This window comes from Rhodoferax sp., assembly GCF_028689295.1.
In the GTDB taxonomy this organism is placed as follows: domain Bacteria; phylum Pseudomonadota; class Gammaproteobacteria; order Burkholderiales; family Burkholderiaceae_C; genus Rhodoferax.
The window spans coordinates 13,035-31,491 of sequence record NZ_JAQTWL010000023.1; the positions used below are offsets into that span (position 1 = coordinate 13,035).

General features: G+C 61.9%; 17 protein-coding genes. 9 read left to right on the forward strand and 8 right to left on the reverse strand.

Features of this window, described 5'->3' with window-relative positions; genetic code table 11:
* Window positions 1-53: 53 nt before the first annotated feature.
* The 6 genes from PHF15_RS14570 (at window position 54) to PHF15_RS14595 (ending at window position 5,981) form a co-directional block, all read left to right on the forward strand.
* Window positions 54-1,376: an AmpG family muropeptide MFS transporter gene (locus PHF15_RS14570; protein ID WP_300122156.1), complete on the forward strand. Its 1,323-nt coding sequence runs from the start codon at window positions 54-56 to the stop codon at window positions 1,374-1,376.
* Window positions 1,377-1,436: 60 nt separating this feature from the next.
* A complete protein-coding gene (locus PHF15_RS14575) occupies window positions 1,437-2,144 on the forward strand; it encodes a response regulator transcription factor (protein WP_300122158.1) in 708 nt (235 codons plus the stop codon).
* A gap of 57 nt (window positions 2,145-2,201) precedes the next feature.
* Window positions 2,202-3,470, forward strand: a complete 1,269-nt coding sequence (locus PHF15_RS14580; RefSeq protein WP_300122159.1) for an ATP-binding protein — start codon at window positions 2,202-2,204, stop codon at window positions 3,468-3,470.
* A 276-nt stretch (window positions 3,471-3,746) separates the two neighbouring features.
* Window positions 3,747-4,031: a DUF1778 domain-containing protein gene (locus PHF15_RS14585; protein ID WP_300122160.1), complete on the forward strand. Its 285-nt coding sequence runs from the start codon at window positions 3,747-3,749 to the stop codon at window positions 4,029-4,031.
* A complete protein-coding gene (locus tag PHF15_RS14590; protein ID WP_300122162.1) occupies window positions 4,018-4,341 on the forward strand; it encodes a type II toxin-antitoxin system RelE/ParE family toxin in 324 nt (107 codons plus the stop codon). Before PHF15_RS14585 ends, PHF15_RS14590 begins: the two co-directional genes overlap by 14 nt.
* Before the next feature lie 272 nt (window positions 4,342-4,613).
* The gene (locus PHF15_RS14595; protein ID WP_300122164.1) at window positions 4,614-5,981 is read left to right on the forward strand and encodes a diguanylate cyclase; all 1,368 of its coding nucleotides are present in this window, start codon (window positions 4,614-4,616) and stop codon (window positions 5,979-5,981) included.
* A gap of 207 nt (window positions 5,982-6,188) precedes the next feature.
* On the opposite strand, the gene waaF is transcribed toward PHF15_RS14595, so the two are convergent.
* The 5 genes from waaF to PHF15_RS14620 form a co-directional block, all read right to left on the reverse strand.
* Window positions 6,189-7,190, reverse strand: a complete 1,002-nt coding sequence (gene waaF, locus PHF15_RS14600) for a lipopolysaccharide heptosyltransferase II (RefSeq protein ID WP_300122166.1) — start codon at window positions 7,188-7,190, stop codon at window positions 6,189-6,191.
* A gap of 9 nt (window positions 7,191-7,199) precedes the next feature.
* Window positions 7,200-7,403 (reverse strand): zinc-finger domain-containing protein, encoded by a 204-nt coding sequence (locus PHF15_RS14605; protein ID WP_300122169.1) that lies wholly within the window; start codon window positions 7,401-7,403, stop codon window positions 7,200-7,202.
* Window positions 7,404-7,470: 67 nt separating this feature from the next.
* Entirely contained in the window at window positions 7,471-8,409 is a 939-nt protein-coding gene (locus PHF15_RS14610) for a branched-chain amino acid transaminase (protein ID WP_300122171.1), read from the reverse strand.
* A gap of 88 nt (window positions 8,410-8,497) precedes the next feature.
* Window positions 8,498-9,892, reverse strand: coding sequence for an ATP-binding protein (locus PHF15_RS14615; RefSeq protein WP_300122173.1), 1,395 nt, complete (start codon window positions 9,890-9,892; stop codon window positions 8,498-8,500).
* A gap of 13 nt (window positions 9,893-9,905) precedes the next feature.
* A complete protein-coding gene (locus PHF15_RS14620; protein WP_300122175.1) occupies window positions 9,906-10,577 on the reverse strand; it encodes a response regulator transcription factor in 672 nt (223 codons plus the stop codon).
* 209 nt (window positions 10,578-10,786) lie between these two features.
* Here PHF15_RS14620 and PHF15_RS14625 point away from each other — a divergent pair, with 209 nt between their 5' ends.
* Together PHF15_RS14625 and PHF15_RS14630 are read left to right on the forward strand one after the other, a co-directional pair.
* On the forward strand, window positions 10,787-11,389 hold the full coding sequence (locus tag PHF15_RS14625; protein WP_300122178.1) for a glycine zipper 2TM domain-containing protein: 603 nt from the start codon (window positions 10,787-10,789) through the stop codon (window positions 11,387-11,389).
* Between the two features lie 15 nt (window positions 11,390-11,404).
* Window positions 11,405-12,559 (forward strand): ACT domain-containing protein, encoded by a 1,155-nt coding sequence (locus PHF15_RS14630; RefSeq protein WP_300122180.1) that lies wholly within the window; start codon window positions 11,405-11,407, stop codon window positions 12,557-12,559.
* A 68-nt stretch (window positions 12,560-12,627) separates the two neighbouring features.
* On the opposite strand, the gene radA is transcribed toward PHF15_RS14630, so the two are convergent.
* From radA to PHF15_RS14645, 3 genes are read right to left on the reverse strand one after another with little or no spacing between them, the layout of a single operon-like run.
* Window positions 12,628-14,004, reverse strand: coding sequence for a DNA repair protein RadA (gene radA / locus PHF15_RS14635; RefSeq protein WP_300122182.1), 1,377 nt, complete (start codon window positions 14,002-14,004; stop codon window positions 12,628-12,630).
* Between the two features lie 16 nt (window positions 14,005-14,020).
* Window positions 14,021-15,109 carry a PQQ-like beta-propeller repeat protein gene (locus PHF15_RS14640; RefSeq protein ID WP_300122184.1) on the reverse strand — a complete coding sequence of 363 codons (1,089 nt, stop codon included), beginning with the start codon at window positions 15,107-15,109 and terminating at the stop codon, window positions 14,021-14,023.
* Window positions 15,109-15,990 carry a hypothetical protein gene (locus PHF15_RS14645; RefSeq protein ID WP_300122186.1) on the reverse strand — a complete coding sequence of 294 codons (882 nt, stop codon included), beginning with the start codon at window positions 15,988-15,990 and terminating at the stop codon, window positions 15,109-15,111. Before PHF15_RS14645 ends, PHF15_RS14640 begins: the two co-directional genes overlap by 1 nt.
* 203 nt (window positions 15,991-16,193) lie before the next feature.
* On the opposite strand from PHF15_RS14645, the gene PHF15_RS14650 reads away from it, so the two are divergent.
* A partial coding sequence (locus tag PHF15_RS14650) for an HAD-IC family P-type ATPase (protein WP_300122189.1) occupies window positions 16,194-18,457 on the forward strand: 2,264 nt, incomplete at its 3' end.

Below are 18,457 nucleotides of genomic sequence, written 5' to 3' on the forward strand. Positions count from 1 at the left end.
ACCCATGGCGTGCGCCGGCGAAGAACTGCGGCGGCTGCGCGTATTATTCCGGCATGACCTCTGCCGCTTCTGCTCCCGCCGCCAAACCTTCCTGGATCAGCACGTTGCAGGTCTATCTGGAGCCCGCCAGCCTGCGCATGCTCATCCTGGGCTTTTCTGCCGGCCTGCCCTTGCTGCTGGTGCTGGGCACTTTAAGTTTCTGGCTGCGCGAGGCCGGCATCGACCGCACCACCATCGGCTACCTGAGTTGGGTCGGCTTGGCTTATGCCTTCAAGTGGCTGTGGGCACCGCTGGTGGATCGGTTGCCGATCCCGCTGCTGACGCGCTGGCTCGGGCGCCGGCGCAGTTGGCTGCTGCTGTCTCAACTGGCCATCGTGTGGGGACTGATCGCCATGTCCTTCAACGACCCGCAGGTGGCGCTCACGCCAGTGGTGTGGGGCGCGCTGGCGGTGGCCTTGGGTTCGGCCACACAAGACATTGCGCTGGACGCCTTTCGCATTGAGTCGGCCGACATCAACCGCCAGGCCGCGCTGGCGGCGTCTTACCAGACCGGCTACCGGCTGGCCATGATCTGGGCTGGGGCCGGCGTGTTGTGGATTGCGGCCGGGGCGCAAACCGTGGGCACCAGCGGCTACCAGCACGGCGCCTGGCACACCGCTTACTTGGTGATGGCGGCCAGCATGGGTTTAGGGCTTATCACCGTGCTGCTGTCGCCCGAGCCGCTGCGCCGCCCCATGCCGGTTGCCAAAGGCGCGCTGGACTGGCTGCGCGGGGCGCTGGTGGAACCCTTTGCCGACTTTCTGCGCCGCTACAAGTGGCAGGCGGCGCTCATTCTTGCGTTGATTGCTGTCTACCGCATCAGCGACGTGGTGATGGGCATCATGGCCAACCCGTTTTATGTGGACATGGGCTACACCAAGGCAGAAGTTGCCACCGTGACCAAAGTCTATGGTGTCATCATGACGCTGGCCGGCGCGTTAATTGGCGGTGCGCTGGCCATGCGCCTGGGCGTGATGCGCGTGCTGATGCTGGGCGCGGTGCTGAGTGCCGGCACCAATCTGCTGTTTGCGGCTTTGAGCACGCGCGGCCATGACCTGACCGGGCTCATTTTTGTGATCTCGGCCGACAACCTGGCCGGCGGCATTGCCTCGGCCGCCTTCATTGCCTACCTTTCGGGTCTGACCAACGTCAACTACTCGGCCACCCAATACGCGCTGTTCAGTTCCATGATGCTGCTGCTGCCAAAATTTATCGCCGGCTATTCGGGGGTTTATGTCGATGCCTTTGGCTATCAGCATTTTTTCACGGCCACGGCCATGCTGGGCGCGCCAGTGCTGCTGCTGGTGTGGCTGGCAGCCCGCGTGAAAGCGGCCTGATTTACCCAACTTTACGCGGCCTTCAAGCCCTGGATGCGACGCGACACTAGACTCAAGCCAATGAACCAACACCTGCTGATGATCGAGGACGACGCTCGCCTGGCCAACATGGTCAGCGAGTACTTGGGCCAGTCCGGCTACCAGGTCGCGCATGCCGGTGATGGGCAAAGCGGCCTGGCCGTCTTGCAGGCCCAGCCCGTTGCGCTGGTGATTCTTGACCTGATGCTGCCCGACATGGATGGCCTGGAAGTGTGCCGGCGCATCCGTGCCCTGCCCGGCGCGCTGGCCCAAACGCCTATCTTGATGCTCACCGCCAAGGGCGACCCGATGGACCGCATTGTGGGCCTGGAAATGGGTGCCGACGACTACCTGCCCAAACCCTTCGAGCCGCGCGAACTGCTAGCGCGCATCCGCGCCGTGTTGCGCCGCCATGGTGATGGCCCCGCCATGGGCAACGGCAATGTGATGCGCTTTGGCAGCCTGGAGATCGACCGCGATGCGCGCGTGGTCAGCGTGGCCGGGCAGGTGTGCGAGCTCACCTCGTACCAGTTTGACCTGCTGGTGGCTTTGGGCGAGCGTGCCGGGCGCGTGCTCACGCGCGACCAGATCATGGAAGCAGTGCGCGGGCGCGAGCTCGAAGCCTTCGACCGCTCCATCGACGTGCACATGGGCCGCATCCGCGCCGCCATCGAACTTGACGCCAAGAATCCCAAACGCATCCTGACGGTGCGCGGCGTGGGTTACGTGTTTGCCAGGCAGCAAGATTGAAACCTTGCGGGACAGACCAAGATTTACGAAGTAAATTTGCTCTGTCCTCAACTGACCATGCTCAACAAACTCTATTTCCGCATCTGGCTGGCTGTGGTGCTGGCCGTGGCCGTGCTCATCCTGCTGGTGGGCTGGGCCTGGCGGCTCGCGGCCGAGCCGCCGCTGCGCGATGTCGAGATTCGCAACCAGGCCGGCCAGATCATCGGCCAAGGGCGTTCACGCGCTTTCTCTGGCGACGAACCCGGGCCGCGTCGGCGTGATCTGCAAGGCCCCGGCATGCGCCGCCTGGAGCGCGGCATGATGACCGCGCCGCCGGGCGACCCAGCCAGTGCCGAGCCCGAGTTCGTGGTGCGCATGCACGACGGCCAAACCATGCGCATGCACCTGATGCGCGCGCCCGCCTCATTCTGGAGCCGCCCGCCCTTTGGCTTTGCCTGGATGCTGGTGTGGGTCGGGCTGGCTGTGGCGCTCGCCACCTACCCCATTGTGCGCACGCTCACGCGCCGCCTGGAGCGCCTGCAAAACGGCGTGCAGCAATGGGGCCAAGGGGATTTATCCACCCGCGTGCCCGAAACCGGCCAGGACGAAGTCGCCTTTCTGGCCAAGCGCTTCAACCAGGCCGCCGAGCGCGTGCAAACGCTGGTGCAGTCGCACGAGGCCTTGCTGGCCTCGCAAAAATCGTTGCTGGCCAACGCCTCGCATGAATTGCGCTCGCCGCTGACGCGCATCCGCATGGGGCTGGAACTGATGGGCGCAGGCACCTCACCCGCGTCAAAAGCCGAGATTTCGCGCAACATCAACGAGCTCGACCAGCTGATTGAAGAGATTTTGCTGGCCAGCCGCCTCGACGCGCGCGAGGCCGACCTGGGCACCATTGAATCGGTGGACCTGATCGGCCTGGCCGCCGAGGAATGCGCCCGGGTCAATGCCGAGCTCGACCTGCCGCCGGACCTGAAGTCCGGCCCGGCCGAGCTGGAACTGGCGGTGCCAGGCATCAGCAAACTGCTGCGCCGGGCCGTGCGCAACCTGCTGGAAAACGCCCGCCGTTATGGCGCCGGCGAAATCCGCCTGCGCCTGAGCCAGACGCCCAGCCACGTGGAGATCAGGGTCTCGGACCACGGACCCGGCGTGCCGAAGGATTTGCGCGAGCGCATTTTCGAACCCTTTTATCGCCTGCCGGGCGCCACCGAACGCGACGGCGGCGTGGGCCTGGGTCTGGCGCTGGTCAAAGCCATCGCCGAACGGCATGACGGGCGCGTGGCCTGCGAGGACGGGCCTGATGGCGGTGCCGTGTTTGTGCTTGAACTCCCCAAAAAATACCTTTGAATCCCCCCAAATGGGGGATATTCAAACCCATTCATGTCCCCTATATTTCATACCGCTGCTGTCACAGTCTGAAGCACACATGCCAAGTCAGCGTCTTTATGGATGAGGTCTTTGAGATCATGGGGTTTCCAACGACGTTCCTCCCATGGGGGAACTTTACAAGCCACCTTCGGGTGGCTTTTTTTTCTGCTGAAAGATCAATATTGGCGATGATTTTGTGGGCTTGTGTCAGTAGCACAACAATGCTACATTGACGCCCTACTTTGAAGGAAGACCGTGCAGACCACCACTATCCGCCTTGATGACACCATGAAGGAACGCATCGCCGCTGCGGCCGACCACGCTGGCAAATCAGCACATGCCTTCATGCTCGACGCCATCGCCCAAACGGTTGAGCAGGTTGAACTCGACAGCGAGTTCAACGACATCGCGGACGAGCGGTGGAAGCGGATACTTGCTTCCGGCAAAACGGTATCCTGGGACGACGCGAAAGCCTACCTGACAGCCAAATCACTTGGGGAAAGCCCGAACAAGCCGTTGCCCGGCAGTGCCAATCATTGACGGCTACACGATGAGTCGCATTGAGATTGCGCCCGAAGTATTCGACGACTTTGACCGCTTCTTTGACCATATTGCACAGTTCGATGTCGGCTCCGCCCCAGAACGCATTGGGCAAATTCTGCAGGCGGTGCAAATTTTGGCCACCAGCCCGATGATCGGTCGCCCCGTCAAAGGCGGCAAACGCGAGCTGGTCATTGGACGGGCCTCCCGAGGCTACGTTGCTTTGTACAGATACGTGGCACCGATCGATACCGTCTTTGTGCTGGCCATGCGAAGCCAGCGCGAATCAGGGTACAAAAATAACAGTTGAACTACCGGGCAAAAGTGGACAGTTGCCTTTTTGTGATGAATGGGTATCAACTGATTTCAGTACACATCGTAGGGCGGATCAAGACCCATTGCCGACGGCCAGTTTGCCCAAATGCCTCCTTTGGACCAGCCGTTCAAGCCGTCACCAGCACGCCAATCACGATCAACCCCCTATGTGCTAAATTTATAGAGTAGAGTGCAACTTTGAGGTGAGAGCCCATTGCCCCAGGGGCATACCAAATGCAAACGCTTTGCCAACGTCTTTGTTTCAAATTGACCGCGCTTCTATGTGGTTTGGGTTTCTCGCTGGTCAGCTTCGCCGGAGAGCCAAGTCCTCCCCTGAGATTTTTAGGCAATGCTGAACTTCCGCCCATGGTGTGGAGCCACCATGGCAATACCCAGGGCGTGGCAGTAGACCTTGTGAATGCCGCTGCACATCAGGTGGGACTGTCAATAAGCATCGTGGGAGCCGACTGGAAAACAGCACAGGACGAACTCAGAGACGGTAAAACCGATGCACTGATACAGATCAACCAAACCCCCCAGCGTCTCGAGATCTACGACTTCTCGGACCCCCTTCTGAAATCAAATTTCCATATATTCCGCAGAACGAAGGATATTCAGATTTCCGGTATAGACTCTCTCAGTGGCCGCAAAGTCGGCGTAGAAGCTGGTGGATTTCCCATTGAGTTCCTTCAAAAATACGACCAGATTGGTGTCGTTGTAGTTCCAAATTGGAGCGATGCCTTTGCGAAGCTGAGCGCCAGCGAGATCGACGCAGTATTTGTTGATCGATGGGTGGGCGAGTATGAGCTTTATCAGCATAAATTCAATAACATCACGCTAATTGATCCGCCAGTTGTTACCTTGGAGTCGAGTATTGCGGTCAAGAAGGGCAATACGGCTTTGCTGGCGAAGATCAACGAAGGGCTGCGGCGCATCGAGAGTAACGGCACGCGACAGTCCATCCTCAGAAAGTGGGAAGCCAAGGAAGTCGTTTACCTCACCCGCGAATCAATCGACCGCATCATCATGGCGGCAGCGGCTGCTGCTGCGCTCTTTATGCTGGGAGTTATCGCCTACCTCTACAGACAACGCAAGAACCTGCAAAGCGCAAATTCCGCTCTGGAATTCGCCAACGAGCGGCTCAGTCGATTGGCAACCACCGACACGCTCACCGGACTATGGAACCGGCTCCACTTCGAGGAGCGTGTGGGACACGAGTTGATCAAGGCGGACCGATACAAGCAGCCTTTGTCAGTATTGATCTTCGACATCGACCAATTCAAATTGGTGAATGACAGCTACGGCCACCTGGTCGGCGATCGGGTGCTGGTGGAACTATGCGACATGGCTCGCCAACAGACACGGGATTCTGACCTTTTGGCGCGTTGGGGCGGTGAGGAATTCATCATGCTTATGCCCAATACAGGACCGAATGAGGCCATGGCGGTGGCAGAAAAATTACGTGCCAATTTTGCAAGTCACAATTTCGCGGATGCGGGCTCGATTACGGCGAGCTTTGGCATCGCGCCTTATCAGCCTGGTGAGTCTGTGGACCACTGGATTAGCCGGGCCGACACCGCACTATATGAGGCGAAACAAGAGGGGCGCAACACAGTGAAAATTGCTCATATTTGAAAGCATTGGCGCATCACGGATAGCTTCGAGAGAGCACTTGGTTCTAGCGCGCGAAGCAGCCACTCGGCAATGCCCGCTTCCAAGCTGCGTTGCTGACAACAAAACACTGAAAGCTATTCGTTGCGGGGTGTCAAAAATGCGTCTTTATAAGCTCCGGATAACAGCGTCGTAAGTACCTGCCAACTTGCTTGCAGTCAAGGCGTTGTCCTATAAGAGGGCTTTCACCCGGGACGGCAGGACGTCATTGAGGCAGCGCGTGTGGCCGAGCGGACAGACACGCTCGAAGCAAGGTGCGCAATCCAGCGGCGGCTGGTATGCGGCGTCCGTCTTGAGCCACAGCACCTTCGCCAGATCATTGAGCGGCGGCGTGTGCAGCGGGCTGCTGGAGCCAAAAATGGCCACCTGCACCACGCCGAAACCAGCGGCCACGTGCATCAGGCCCGAGTCGTTGCTGACCATGCTTTTGCAGGCGGCGATCACGCCCAAGGCTTGCATCAGGGTGGTTTTCCCGGCCAGATTGAGGCAGTGCCTCGGGCGTTGCGCGTTGACAGGGTCGGCAATGCTGGCGCACAAGGCGGCCTCTTTGCCCGAGCCCAGCAGCACTACGGGCAAGTCCAGTTGTTCTGCCAGCGCCGCAAAGTGGCGCGCCGGCCAGCGCTTGGCCTCGCCGTATTCGGCGCCCGGTGCAAACACGTGGTAGCCCAGGCGTGTCAGGTTCAAGGCCGTCAGGGCAGCTTCCACCTCGGGCGTTGCGAACTGCAAATGCGGCCTGTCGGCGGCCACATCCGCGTCGCCACTCAAGGCTGAATAAAACGCCACCATGGGCAGGCGCTGCCCCTTGGGCGGGTTGTTCAGACATTGCGTCAACAGCCCGAAGCGTGCCTCGCCCTGGTAACCGACTCGCCTGGGAATGCCCGCCAGCCAGGGCAGCAGCGCGCTTTTGAGCGAATTGGGGCAGACATAAGCCGCATCGAAGCGGCTCTTGATTTGCCGCGCCAGGCGCCAGCGTTCACGCCATTGCAGCCCGCCGTGGGCAAACGGAAATTCGATCACTTCAGCCACCTGCGGCATGGCCCGGTACACCGGCGCCACCCAGGGCAGGGCGCCGACGGTGAGCTGTTCGCCGCGCGCCTTGAGACGGCGCAACAGCGGCTCGGTCATCACCGCGTCGCCAATCCACTGCGGGGCGATGATGAGTGAGCGCTTCACCTTTACCAATCAATGGCCGTGGAAATGCTCGCCCTCCTTGAGCTTGTACACCGTGCCGCAATAGGGGCACTTGGCCTGGCCGGTGCGGGCCACGTCCAGATAGACCTTGGGGTGGCTGTTCCAGATGCTCATGTGGGCCAGCGGGCTCGGGCAATACACGCCACCCTGGTGGTTCAGGTCTTTGGCCAGAAGTTCTACGGTTGCAGTTGTCATGGTGTCCTCTAGTCAGTTGAGGACAGAGCAAATTTGCTACGCAAATCTTGGTCTGTCCCGCAAGGTTTCAGATTTTCGCCAACCAATGGGCGTATTTGGGATTGCGGCCGTTGACGATGTCAAAGAACGCGCTCTGGATTTTTTCGGTGATCGGACCACGGCTGCCGCAGCCGATGGTGAGGCGGTCGAGTTCGCGGATCGGCGTAATCTCGGCGGCCGTGCCGCTGAAGAAGGCTTCGTCGGCAATGTAAACCTCGTCGCGCGTGATGCGTTTTTGCACCACGTCAAGGCCCAGGTCCTGGCAGATGTGCAGCACGGTGTTGCGGGTGATGCCGTTGAGCGCCCCGGCGGACAAATCGGGCGTATAGACCACGCCGTCTTTCACCACGAAGAGGTTTTCACCCGAGCCCTCCGAGACAAAGCCATTGGCATCGAGCAGCATGGCCTCGTCGTAGCCGTCGTCCAGCGCTTCCATGTTGGCCAGGATCGAGTTGGTGTAGTTGCTCACCGCCTTGGCCTGCGTCATGGTGATGTTGACGTGGTGGCGCGTGTAGCTGGAAATCTTGACACGGATGCCTTTGGTCATGCCTTCGTCGCCCAGGTACGCACCCCAGGCCCAGGCCGCCACCATCAGGTGGATGTGGTTGCCCTTGGGGCTGATGCCGAGCTTGCGGCTGCCGATCCAGCTCAAGGGGCGCAGGTAGCACGACTCCAGCTTGTTCGCGCGCACCACATCGAGTTGCGCCTGCATGATTTGTTCTTTGCTGAACGGGATCGTCATGCGCAAGATCTTGGCGCTGTTCAAAAGCCGCTGGGTATGCTCTTCGAGCCGGAAAATTGCCGTGCCGTCCGCCGTTTTGTAGGCGCGCACGCCTTCAAAGACGCCGCAGCCGTAGTGCAGGGTGTGGGTCAGCACATGGATCTTGGCGTCACGCCAATCCACCATCTGGCCATCCATCCAGATTTTTCCATCGCGGTCAGACAGGTCGGGCGGTAAGGGGCTCATCGGTTATTCCTTCAGATTAAGGGGCAATGCTGCAAAACGCCGATTTTACGAGCGCGGCGACGCGCCGATTCGACAATGTCAACCCAGTTCAGGGTTTCGCTGGGCGCGCCGTCCAGCACACCATAACGCACAGGCCCCCGAGGCGCTCAGAACGGCTGATGGCAACCTTGGCCCGGTACACCGCCGCAATGCGCCGCACGATCGACCAGCCCAGGCCGCTGCCGGTTTTGTCAGACCCCAGCACGCGGTAAAAGCGCTCGCCCAAGCGCGCCATCTCGGCCTCGGTCAGGCCCGGGCCGCTGTCCTCGACGCGCAGGGTCACCTGCTTGCCATCGGCCATGACCGAGAGCGCCACCCGCGCGCCGTCCGGGCTGTAGCGCAGCGCGTTGTCCAGCAGGTTGCGCAGCAGCACGCTGGTCAGCATCTCGTCGGCCTCGATGTAAGCCTTGGCGGGCGCATCCAGCGCCAACTCCTGCGCGCGCGCCAGGGCAGCCAAAGCCAGATCGGCCGCCACCCGTTGTGCCAGCGCAGCCACGTCCACCAGTCCGACTGGAGCGCCGTTGCCGGAGGACTCCAGCCGAGAGAGCGTCAGCAGTTGCTCCACCAGATGGGTGGCGCGGTCGCAGCCGGCCAGGGTGTACTGGAGCGCATGGTCACGCTGCGCATTGTCGCTGCCTGCGCCCAAGGCCACCTGGGCCTGCGTGCGAATGGCGGCGATCGGCGTGCGCAGCTCGTGCGCGGCGTCGGCGGTAAAACGGCGCTCGGCATCCACCATGGCCTGAATGCGTTCGAACAGGGCATTGAGCGCATGCACCACGGGTTCAACTTCTGTCGGCAAGTCAGGCAGCAGCACCGGCTCCAGCGCTTGCGGCTGGCGTTGTGCGAGCACCTGGCTCAGGTGCCGCAACGGGACCAGACCATTGCGCACCGCCAGCCAACCCACCACCGCCAGCAGCGGCAGCGCATACAACAGCGGCATCAGAACGCCCTTGAGCACGGCCCACAATATGGCGTCGCGGGAGTCGATTTGCTCGCCCACGAAAACCTTGAGGTCGCCTTCGTCGCCCTGCGCGGCAAACACCCGCCAGTCGGATTGATCGTTGATTTGCACGGTAGAAAAACCGCTCGTTTTCTGCGCCATCGGTGCCGTGCCGACATTGGCTGAGCGCAGGGTGAGCTGGCCCTCGTGGAAGACCTGGAACGCCACGCGCGGTGCGTATTTGTGCAGCGACGGTGCATTTTCCATTGGGCCGTCTTCTTCGCCACGCCCGCCCGAGACGCCAGATTCATTGCCGTGTCCGCCTTGCTGCACGATCAGCATGGCCGCCGACTGCGCCAGGTGGCCGTCGAGCAGTTCGTCGAGCTCATCGCTGGCATCGACCCAGATGAAGCCGGCGGCACCCAGCCAGACCAGCGTCACCAGCGACAACAGCAGTGCCAGCAAACGTGCCTGCAGCGACTTTAAATGGGGCAGCAAGGCCATATTTCCGCGCGCTTCAAGCCGCCTCTTTGGGGCGCAGCAGGGTATAGCCAACGCCGCGCACGGTCTGGATCAGGTCAGCGCGCAGCTTCTTGCGCAGGTGATGGATGTGCACTTCGATCGCGTTGCTCTCCACCTCGTGGCCCCAACTGTAGAGCTGCTGCTCAAGCTGCTCGCGCGACAGCACGCGGCCTACCGCCAGCATCAGCGCGTGCAGCAAGTCGAACTCCCGGGTGGACAGCGCTACCGGCTGATCTTCAAAGCTCACCTGGCGCGCCGCCGGGTTCATTTGCAGGGCACCACAGGTCAACACATCCTGTATTTGGCCATGGGCGCGGCGCACCAGCGAGCGCAGACGCGCACCCAACTCAAACAAGTCCACCGGCTTGAGCACGTAATCATCAGCGCCCAGGTCCAGCCCCCGGATACGGTCTGGCACCGTGTCGCGGGCGGTCAGCACCAGCACCGGCGTGGCTATTTTTTTGCTGCGCAAAGCCTGCAACACATCCAGGCCATCTTTTTGCGGCAGTCCCAGGTCCAGCACCGCAGCCCGGTAGTCGCCGGTGCTGATTTCACGCTCTGCCGCCAGGCCGTCGCGCACCCAATCCACCTGGAAACCTTGCTGGCGCAATCCGGCGCGCAGGCCGTCGCCGAGCATCGCGTCGTCTTCAGCCAGCAAAATTCGCATTTGTTGTCCCGGTGTTGTGCATGTTTGTGATCTTAGTCGTCACGGCGCAGCCTGGCATCGCGCGCTGTGCTGAAGATTGTTTGGGTTAAAAATATGGGCGACACCAGTGATGGCGGTAGTTTATAAAAATACAATGTGTTTAATGTATTGACCACAGATTAAGCAAGCCTTAAATGACGCCATCGACAACGTATCTTTCAGGAGCCTTCATGCGCATCCAGCTTTCCCGTGCTTCGCTTTTGACCAGTGGCCTGCTGCTGGCGTTCGGTTTCGCGGCACAGGCGCAGACCGGTTCCGGCAAGCCGCCGACCGGCACGCTCCACCAAGCTGCCACCGCGCGGTATGAGGCTGACCAAAAACTGTGCGCTCAAGAAGCTTCGGCAGAAGCGCGGCTGCAATGCCGGCGCGACGCCAGAGCGGTTTATGACAAGGCGCTGGCAGCCCTTCAGCCCGGCCAGACGCCGCTCCAGGCCGCTGTGTGCGCCACCTGCGGCAAGGTCACGGCGGTCAGAGTCACCGAAAAGGCTGGGGAAAGCAATGCTACGGGCCTGATCGCTGGCGGCGTGGCGGGAGCCGTGCTGGGGCATCAGGTGGGTGGCGGTTTGGGCAAAGACCTGGCCACCATTGCCGGTGCCGCAGGCGGCGCTTACGCCGGCAAAAAAATCCAGGAAAACATGAACACGCGCAAGATATGGACCGTTGCTGTGCGCTACAACGACGGCAGCACGGCTGAATTCACCTACGAGAAAAACCCCGGCTTTGCCGCTGGCGACCCGGTGCGCAAGTCAGGCAAAGTGCTGGTGCGCAATTAACCCAAAGGAAACGACATGCAATGCACGCTGGTAGGGTCCCGCTACTTCGGGGCCACCGTATTCGAGGCACTGCGCCAGGACGGCACGCACATCGCTCGCGTGGTGGCGCCAGCGGCCGATGACCGCCTGGCCCTTGCCGCGACCAAGGCCGGGGTTCCGGTCCACGTGATGGAGAACCCCAAACTGGTTCCGGGCGACGCCATTCCAGAAGGCACAGACCTGATCGTCGCAGCGCACACGCACGCCCGCGTCAGCGACGAGGCGCTTGCGCGCTCCCGGTTGGGCGGCATTGGCTACCACCCCTCACTGCTGCCGCGGCATCGCGGCATCGCGGCGGTCGAGTGGACCATCCTCGAAGGCGACCCCATCGCCGGTGGCTCCATTTACCATTTGGCCGACGGCTGGGATGCCGGCGCCATCGCCGCGCAGGACTGGTGTTTCGTCGCCAAGGGTGAGACCGCGCGCGATCTCTGGGAACGGGCGCTGGCACCGATGGGGCTCAAACTGCTCACGCAGGTGGTTCGCCAGGCACGTGACCAGGGCACCGTCCCGGCGTTCAGTCAGGACACCCGCTTCGCCACCAGGGCGCCGATGATCCGGCGCAGCGTTTCTCTCACCGAAGAAACCCAGGCCCCGAGCACCTCTCTCATCGTTTCTGTCGTCGGCCCCGACCGGCCTGGCATCGTCAGTCTGCTCTCATCCAAGGCGCAGGGCTTCGGCACCAATTGGGCAGCCAGCCGCATGGCGAACCTCGCTGGCCAGTTTGCCGGCATCGTTCACCTGGAGGTCGCGCCCGAGAAAGCCGACCTGCTGGCGGATGCGCTGCGCTCGCTCGAATCCTCCGACCTGCGCGTGGTCATTGCGCGCAGCGGCGGCGAGCAGGCAGCGCAGGGCCAGCGCATCGTCAAGCTGGAACTGGTCGGACCCGACCGCCCCGGCATCGTGCACGACCTCTCAAGTGCGCTCGCCCAGCGCGGCGTCAGCATCGAAGACCTGCACACCGAAATCGTCAGCGATAACCTGTCCGCCGGACATCTGTTCAAGGTAAAGGCGGTGCTGCTGGTGCCCAAAAATGTGGGCAATGACACCGTGCGTCAGGCGCTTGATGCACTGGCCAGCGAATTGACGCTCGACATCGCGCTCGGCGCTGACAACGGCGCCCGGCCCTGATCGAGCAGGGCGGCTAGATTTAGTTGGGGTCAGAGCACGTCGCTGCGCGAGTGGTCTGACGCGCAAATTTATAAGTTTCTCACCACCTCCATGGCCTGCTCGACCCGCTCCACGGCGTGAATCGTCAGACCCTCGAAATCTTTCGACTTGAGATTTTTTGGCAGATTCGCCTTGGGCACCACGGCCACGCTGAAGCCCAATTTGGCGGCTTCTTTCAGGCGCTCCTGACCGCGCGGCGCGGGGCGCACTTCGCCGGCCAGGCCGACCTCGCCAAAGGCAAAAAAGCCTTTCGGCAGCGGCTTGCCGCGCAAGCTGGACGTGATCGCCAGCAGCACCGCCAGATCGGCCGCCGGCTCGCTGATGCGCACGCCGCCCACGGCGTTGACAAACACATCCTGGTCCATGCAGGCCACGCTGGCGTGGCGGTGCAACACGGCCAGCAGCATGGCCAGCCGGTCCTTGTCGAGCCCAACGCTCAACCGCCGCGGACTCGGCCCGCCGCTGTCCACCAGCGCCTGGATTTCCACCAGCATCGGGCGCGTGCCTTCCAGGGTCACCATGACGCAGCTGCCGGGCACCGGCTCGCTGTGCTGGCTCAAAAAGATCGCGCTCGGATTGCTGACCCCCTTGAGGCCTTTTTCGGTCATGGCAAACACGCCGATCTCATTGACCGCGCCGAAGCGGTTCTTGATGGCACGCACCAGCCTGAAGCTGGAATGCGTGTCGCCTTCGAAGTACAACACGGTATCGACCATGTGCTCCAGCACGCGCGGCCCCGCCAGCGCGCCCTCCTTGGTGACGTGGCCGACCAGCACAATACACACACCACTGGCCTTGGCGGCGCGCGTCAGATGGGCGGCGCATTCACGCACCTGCGCCACAGAGCCCGGTGCCGAGGTGAGTTGGTCGGAATAGACGGTTTGAATCGAGTCGATCACCGCAATGTCGGGTTGCATTGAATCCAGCGTGGCCAGGATTTTGTCCAGCCCGATTTCGGCCAGCACCCTGACCTGCGAGCCGTCCAGACCCAGCCGGCGCGCGCGCAAGGCCACCTGGGCGCCGCTTTCCTCGCCGGTCACGTACAAAGTGTTCTGGCCGCTGCGCTGCAGTGAATCCAGCGCCTGCAGCAGCAGGGTCGATTTGCCGATACCGGGATCGCCGCCAATGAGCACCACGCCGCCCTCGACCATGCCGCCGCCCAGCACCCGGTCGAGTTCTTCGTGGCCGGTAGGGGTGCGCGACATATCGACCGCGTCGATGTCACCCAGCACCGCCACTTCGGCCGTTTTGGCCAGTGAGGCAAAGCGGTTTTTGGCGGGACTGGCGCTTTCGGGTGCTGATTCGATCAGCGTGTTCCAGGCCTGGCAGCTGGGGCACTTGCCCTGCCATTTGGGGCTGGTGCCGCCGCAGTCAGAGCAGACGTAGTGGGTTTTTTCTTTGGCCATGGCGGGGATGTTATCCCTACCACTGCACCAGCTGCACCTCACCCGCGTCGCTGGCCATCACGGCGCGCTTGCCCGGCAACGGTGACACCGTGGGGCGCAGGTCGTGCGCAAAGGGAATGCGCAGCAATTCCTTGCCATCCACCCCATCCAGCACATGCAGCACCTGATTCATGTCCAGGCAATAGACCTGGTCCTCGAACGTCACAATCTCGGCCATCATGTGGCCCCAATTGGCAGCGCTCTTGCCATAGCGGCTGGTTTGGTGGCGCCAGCGCACCTTGCCAGTGCCAACGTCAATCGCATAGATCCAGCCGGTGGGCGACCACAAGTAGGCGGTGTCGCCCGCCACATGGTGCGAATTGATGAAGTTGCCCGCCTTGAACTTCCACAGAATCTTGCCACTGTCGATGGCAATGCCATAGAGTAGCTCGGTGTAGGTTCCCGCCACCAGCACATTGCCGCTAACGTACATCTGGCGGATGTATTGCCATTCCTTTTTTTCGTTGAGCTTCCATTTGAGCTTGCCGTCGGCCCGGTTGACGGCATAGAGCATGCCGTCGCCTGGGCCGAAGAAAACCGTCTCTCCCGCCACCGTGGGAGCGTAGGCGGCGGTGCAGTCGTCGGTGTCGGGGGCAAAGCGCCAGTCGATGGCACCGGACTGGTTGCTCAGCGCCAGCAGCCAATGGCCGTCGCCCACGTAGGTGCGCTCAGCGTCAACAAAGGGGGTGCCCACCTGCAAAATGGCCTTGTGCAGCCACAGCGGTTGGCCGCCAGCCTGCCGCCAGCCGCCGAGTTCGCGCTGACCGCCGGAGATCACCAGCTGCCCTGCGGCGCGTGGCCGGTACACGGCGTTGCTGCTCAGGCGGTGCGGTACGTTCCAGGTGAGCGCTTCGTTCGCGGGGTCGATGCGCCCCAGGGTCTTGTCTCCGTTAAAGAAGACGTAGCCGTCCAGCAGGGCCAAAGGTGCCAATGTGGCGTTGCCACTGGCCCAGCGCCGTACGACAGTGGGTGTTTGAGGCGCTGCAAAAACAACAAAGGTGGGTAAAAGCCCACCTGTTGCGAGTGCCGCCACAAAGTGGCGGCGGTTCAGATTGCCAGATGCCATCAATCGCACTTGGCCCCTTGCTTGATCCAGGCTGACAAGATGGTGGTGTTCGGATGGTCACGTGCTTCCGACGGGCTGATGCCGGGAGGCATGCGGTCTTCAGCCAGGTGTTGCCAGACAAAGCTCAGCTCGGGCTTGCCGGGAATAATCACCTTGGTGGCCTTGTCCACGCCCTTGGCCACCGAGTCAGCACCGAGCATGATGCCTTCGTAGGTGGTCAGGTTCAACTCGTGAAAGCTTGGGGGCTCCTGGTTGGACATGTGGCAGGCCGTGCAGGCCGGTGCGTTCGGACCGAATGCATTGGCTGTCGAGAACAAAGGCAGCACATTCTTTTTGAAGTTGTCGTCGTTCTTGGCGCCGTCAGCAATCCATTGCTTGACCAGCATATGGTTGGGGGTAAAGGTGGAGTTCTCGAACCCCATGCCCAGTGGCATGCGGTTGTTGCGCAGGCGGCGAATCAGGTGGTCACGCTTGGGGTCTTTGCCTGGCGTGAAAATGGTGTGTTTTGGTTTCTCGGTGGTGCCTTCAATCATGCCTTTGCAGGTGCTCAAATCCAGACCACGGTAGCTCTTGCTCGGGTCATTTGAGTTGTGGCACACCGTGCACGCCACACCGGGGCCGAAGGCATTGGGCGTGCTCATCAGGTTGTTGATGTACTTGTAGGTGATGGGAATGCTGCGCTTGATGATCAATTCTTGCACCACGTGGTCTTCGGCACCGGCTTCGCTCACCTTGCCGTCTTTCATATCCTGAATGAATTGTTCGGCAATGGTACGCTGCGCAAGGGCGTTACCGGCAAAGGCAAAACCCAGGGTCACGACGATGCAACCGGCTTTGGCGATTTGAAAAAATTGCTGTTTGGTGGAGGATAAAAGTGGCATTGAAGTCTCCTTATAAATAAATGCGAGTGCATCTTAAAAGGCTTAAGCTTTGTCACACATAGGGGTTTTCTCTAACAAAAGTTACGAAATGTCACGTTTTTGACCGGGTCTGACGCTAGTCTTACGGGAATCAGATCGGGGGAGGTAAAAATGGGCTTTTCTTCTGGCGGCTGAGCGGGTCAAGATTGAAAAGAGCGGAAACAATGGTTTTACACGCAACAAACCGGGGCCTGAGCACAAGCTCTGAGACTCGCGAGACGGCCGACCTGGCGGGTTTGAGCGACGCACAGGCTGCGCAGGCCTTGCGGGACGACGGTCCCAACGAACTGCCCGATGTGCAAAAGCGCACGCTGCTGGGCATCGCGCGCGAGACGCTTTCCGACCCGATGTTCGCCCTGCTGCTGGGGGCGGGCATCCTGTACCTGGTGCTGGGCGATCTGCAGGAAGGCATGGTGTTGTTCGGCCTGGTGCTGGTGGTGCTGGCCCTCACCTTGTACCAAGAGGGCAAAACCGAGCGCGCCATCGAATCCTTGCGCGACCTCACCAGCCCGCGCGCCCTTGTGCTTCGCGACGGCGCAGCGCGGCGCATTGCCGGGCGCGAGGTGGTCGTTGGCGATGTGCTGATGCTAGCCGAGGGCGACCGCATTCCGGCCGATGCGGTGCTGCTTCAGGCAACCGGAGTGCAGGTGGATGAATCGCTGCTCACCGGCGAGCCGATGCCGGTGGACAAGGTGGCGGTCGGCACTGAACCGCCCAGCGGGCCTGCCGCGCCCGAGTCCGCCCTGTTCTCGGGCACTTTGCTGGTGCGCGGGCAGGGTCTGGCGCGCGTCACGGCCACCGGTAGCCGCAGTGAAATTGGCCGAATTGGCCAGGCGCTGGGCGGTTTGACCGCAGAGGCCTCGCCGCTCAAACAGCAAATGGCACGCCTGGTCAGGCTGCTGGCGCTGCTGGCCCTGTTTGCCAGCCTGTTTTTGTTGGTGGCTTACGGGCTGATGCGTGGCGACTGGCTTGGCGCCCTGTTGGCGGCCATTGCGCTGGCTATGGCCTTGCTGCCACAGGAATTCTCGGTGGTGCTGACGGTGATCCCCGCTTTGGGCGCGTGGCGTCTGTCCCGGCAAAACGTGCTGACCCGCCGCATTGCCGCCATTGAAACCCTTGGCGCCACCAGCGTGTTGTGCGTGGACAAGACCGGCACGCTCACCGAAAACCGCATGACGGTGGCCGAGCTCTACGCGCCGGATTGCCAGGCGCAGGCCGACAGCCTGGCGATCGACTACGGCACCACGACTGAATTGCCCGAATGCTTTCACTCGCTGGTGGAGTTTTCCATACTGGCCAGCGTGACCAACCCCTTCGATCCAATGGAAAAAGCCTTCCATCGACTCGGTCAACACTTTCTGCAAGACACCGAGCATCTCCACCACGACTGGACCCTGCTGCAAGCCTATGGCCTGACGCCGGAACTGCGCGCCATGTCGCATGTCTGGCAGGCCACCGAGGGAACGGACCATGTCGTGGCTGCCAAAGGAAGCCCCGAGGCCATTGTCGACTTGTGCCACCTGGACAGCGCCGCACAACAGCGCATTGCCAGCGCGGTGGAGACCATGGCAGCCAGGGGATTGCGCGTGCTGGCCGTGGCGCGCGCGCGTTTTGCCGGACAGGACTGGCCCGCCATCGAGCACGACTTCGACTTCGAGTTCATCGGTTTGCTGGGGCTGGCCGACCCGCTGCGCGCCGGGATTCCGCAGGCCGTTGCAGAGGCCCGCAGCGCCGGCATCCGCGTGGTGATGATCACCGGCGACTATCCGGCCACCGCGCTGGCCATTGCGCGCCAGGCCGGGCTCGAACTGGCAGCCGAAGACCTCCTCACCGGCGACGCGCTGGATGATCTGACCGATGCCGAGTTACAGCAACTCATGCGCAAGGTGCGCATTTGCGCCCGCATTGCGCCTGCTCAAAAGCTGCGCATCGTGCAGGCGCTCAAGGCGGCGGGCGAGGTGGTGGCCATGACTGGCGACGGCGTCAACGACGCGCCGGCGCTGAAAGCCGCGCATGTGGGTGTGGCCATGGGCGGACGCGGAACCGACGTGGCCCGCGAGGCTGCCTCCATCGTGCTGCTCGACGACAACTTCGCCTCGATCGTCGGCGCGGTGCGCCTTGGGCGGCGTATTTTTGACAACCTGCGCAAGTCCATGAGCTACATCCTGGCGGTGCACGTGCCGATCGCCGGTATGGCGCTGCTGCCGGTGCTGCTGGGCTGGCCCACGGTGCTGTTCCCGCTGCACATCGCGTTTCTGGAGCTGGTGATCGACCCGGCATGCTCGATGGTCTTTGAGAATGAACCCGCCGAATCCGATGTGATGCAGCACCCGCCGCGCAATGTGCAGCAGCCCCTGTTCGGCGGCATGACGCTGGGACTTGCGCTGTTGCAAGGCCTGGGTGCGCTGGCCATGGTGATGCTGGCCAC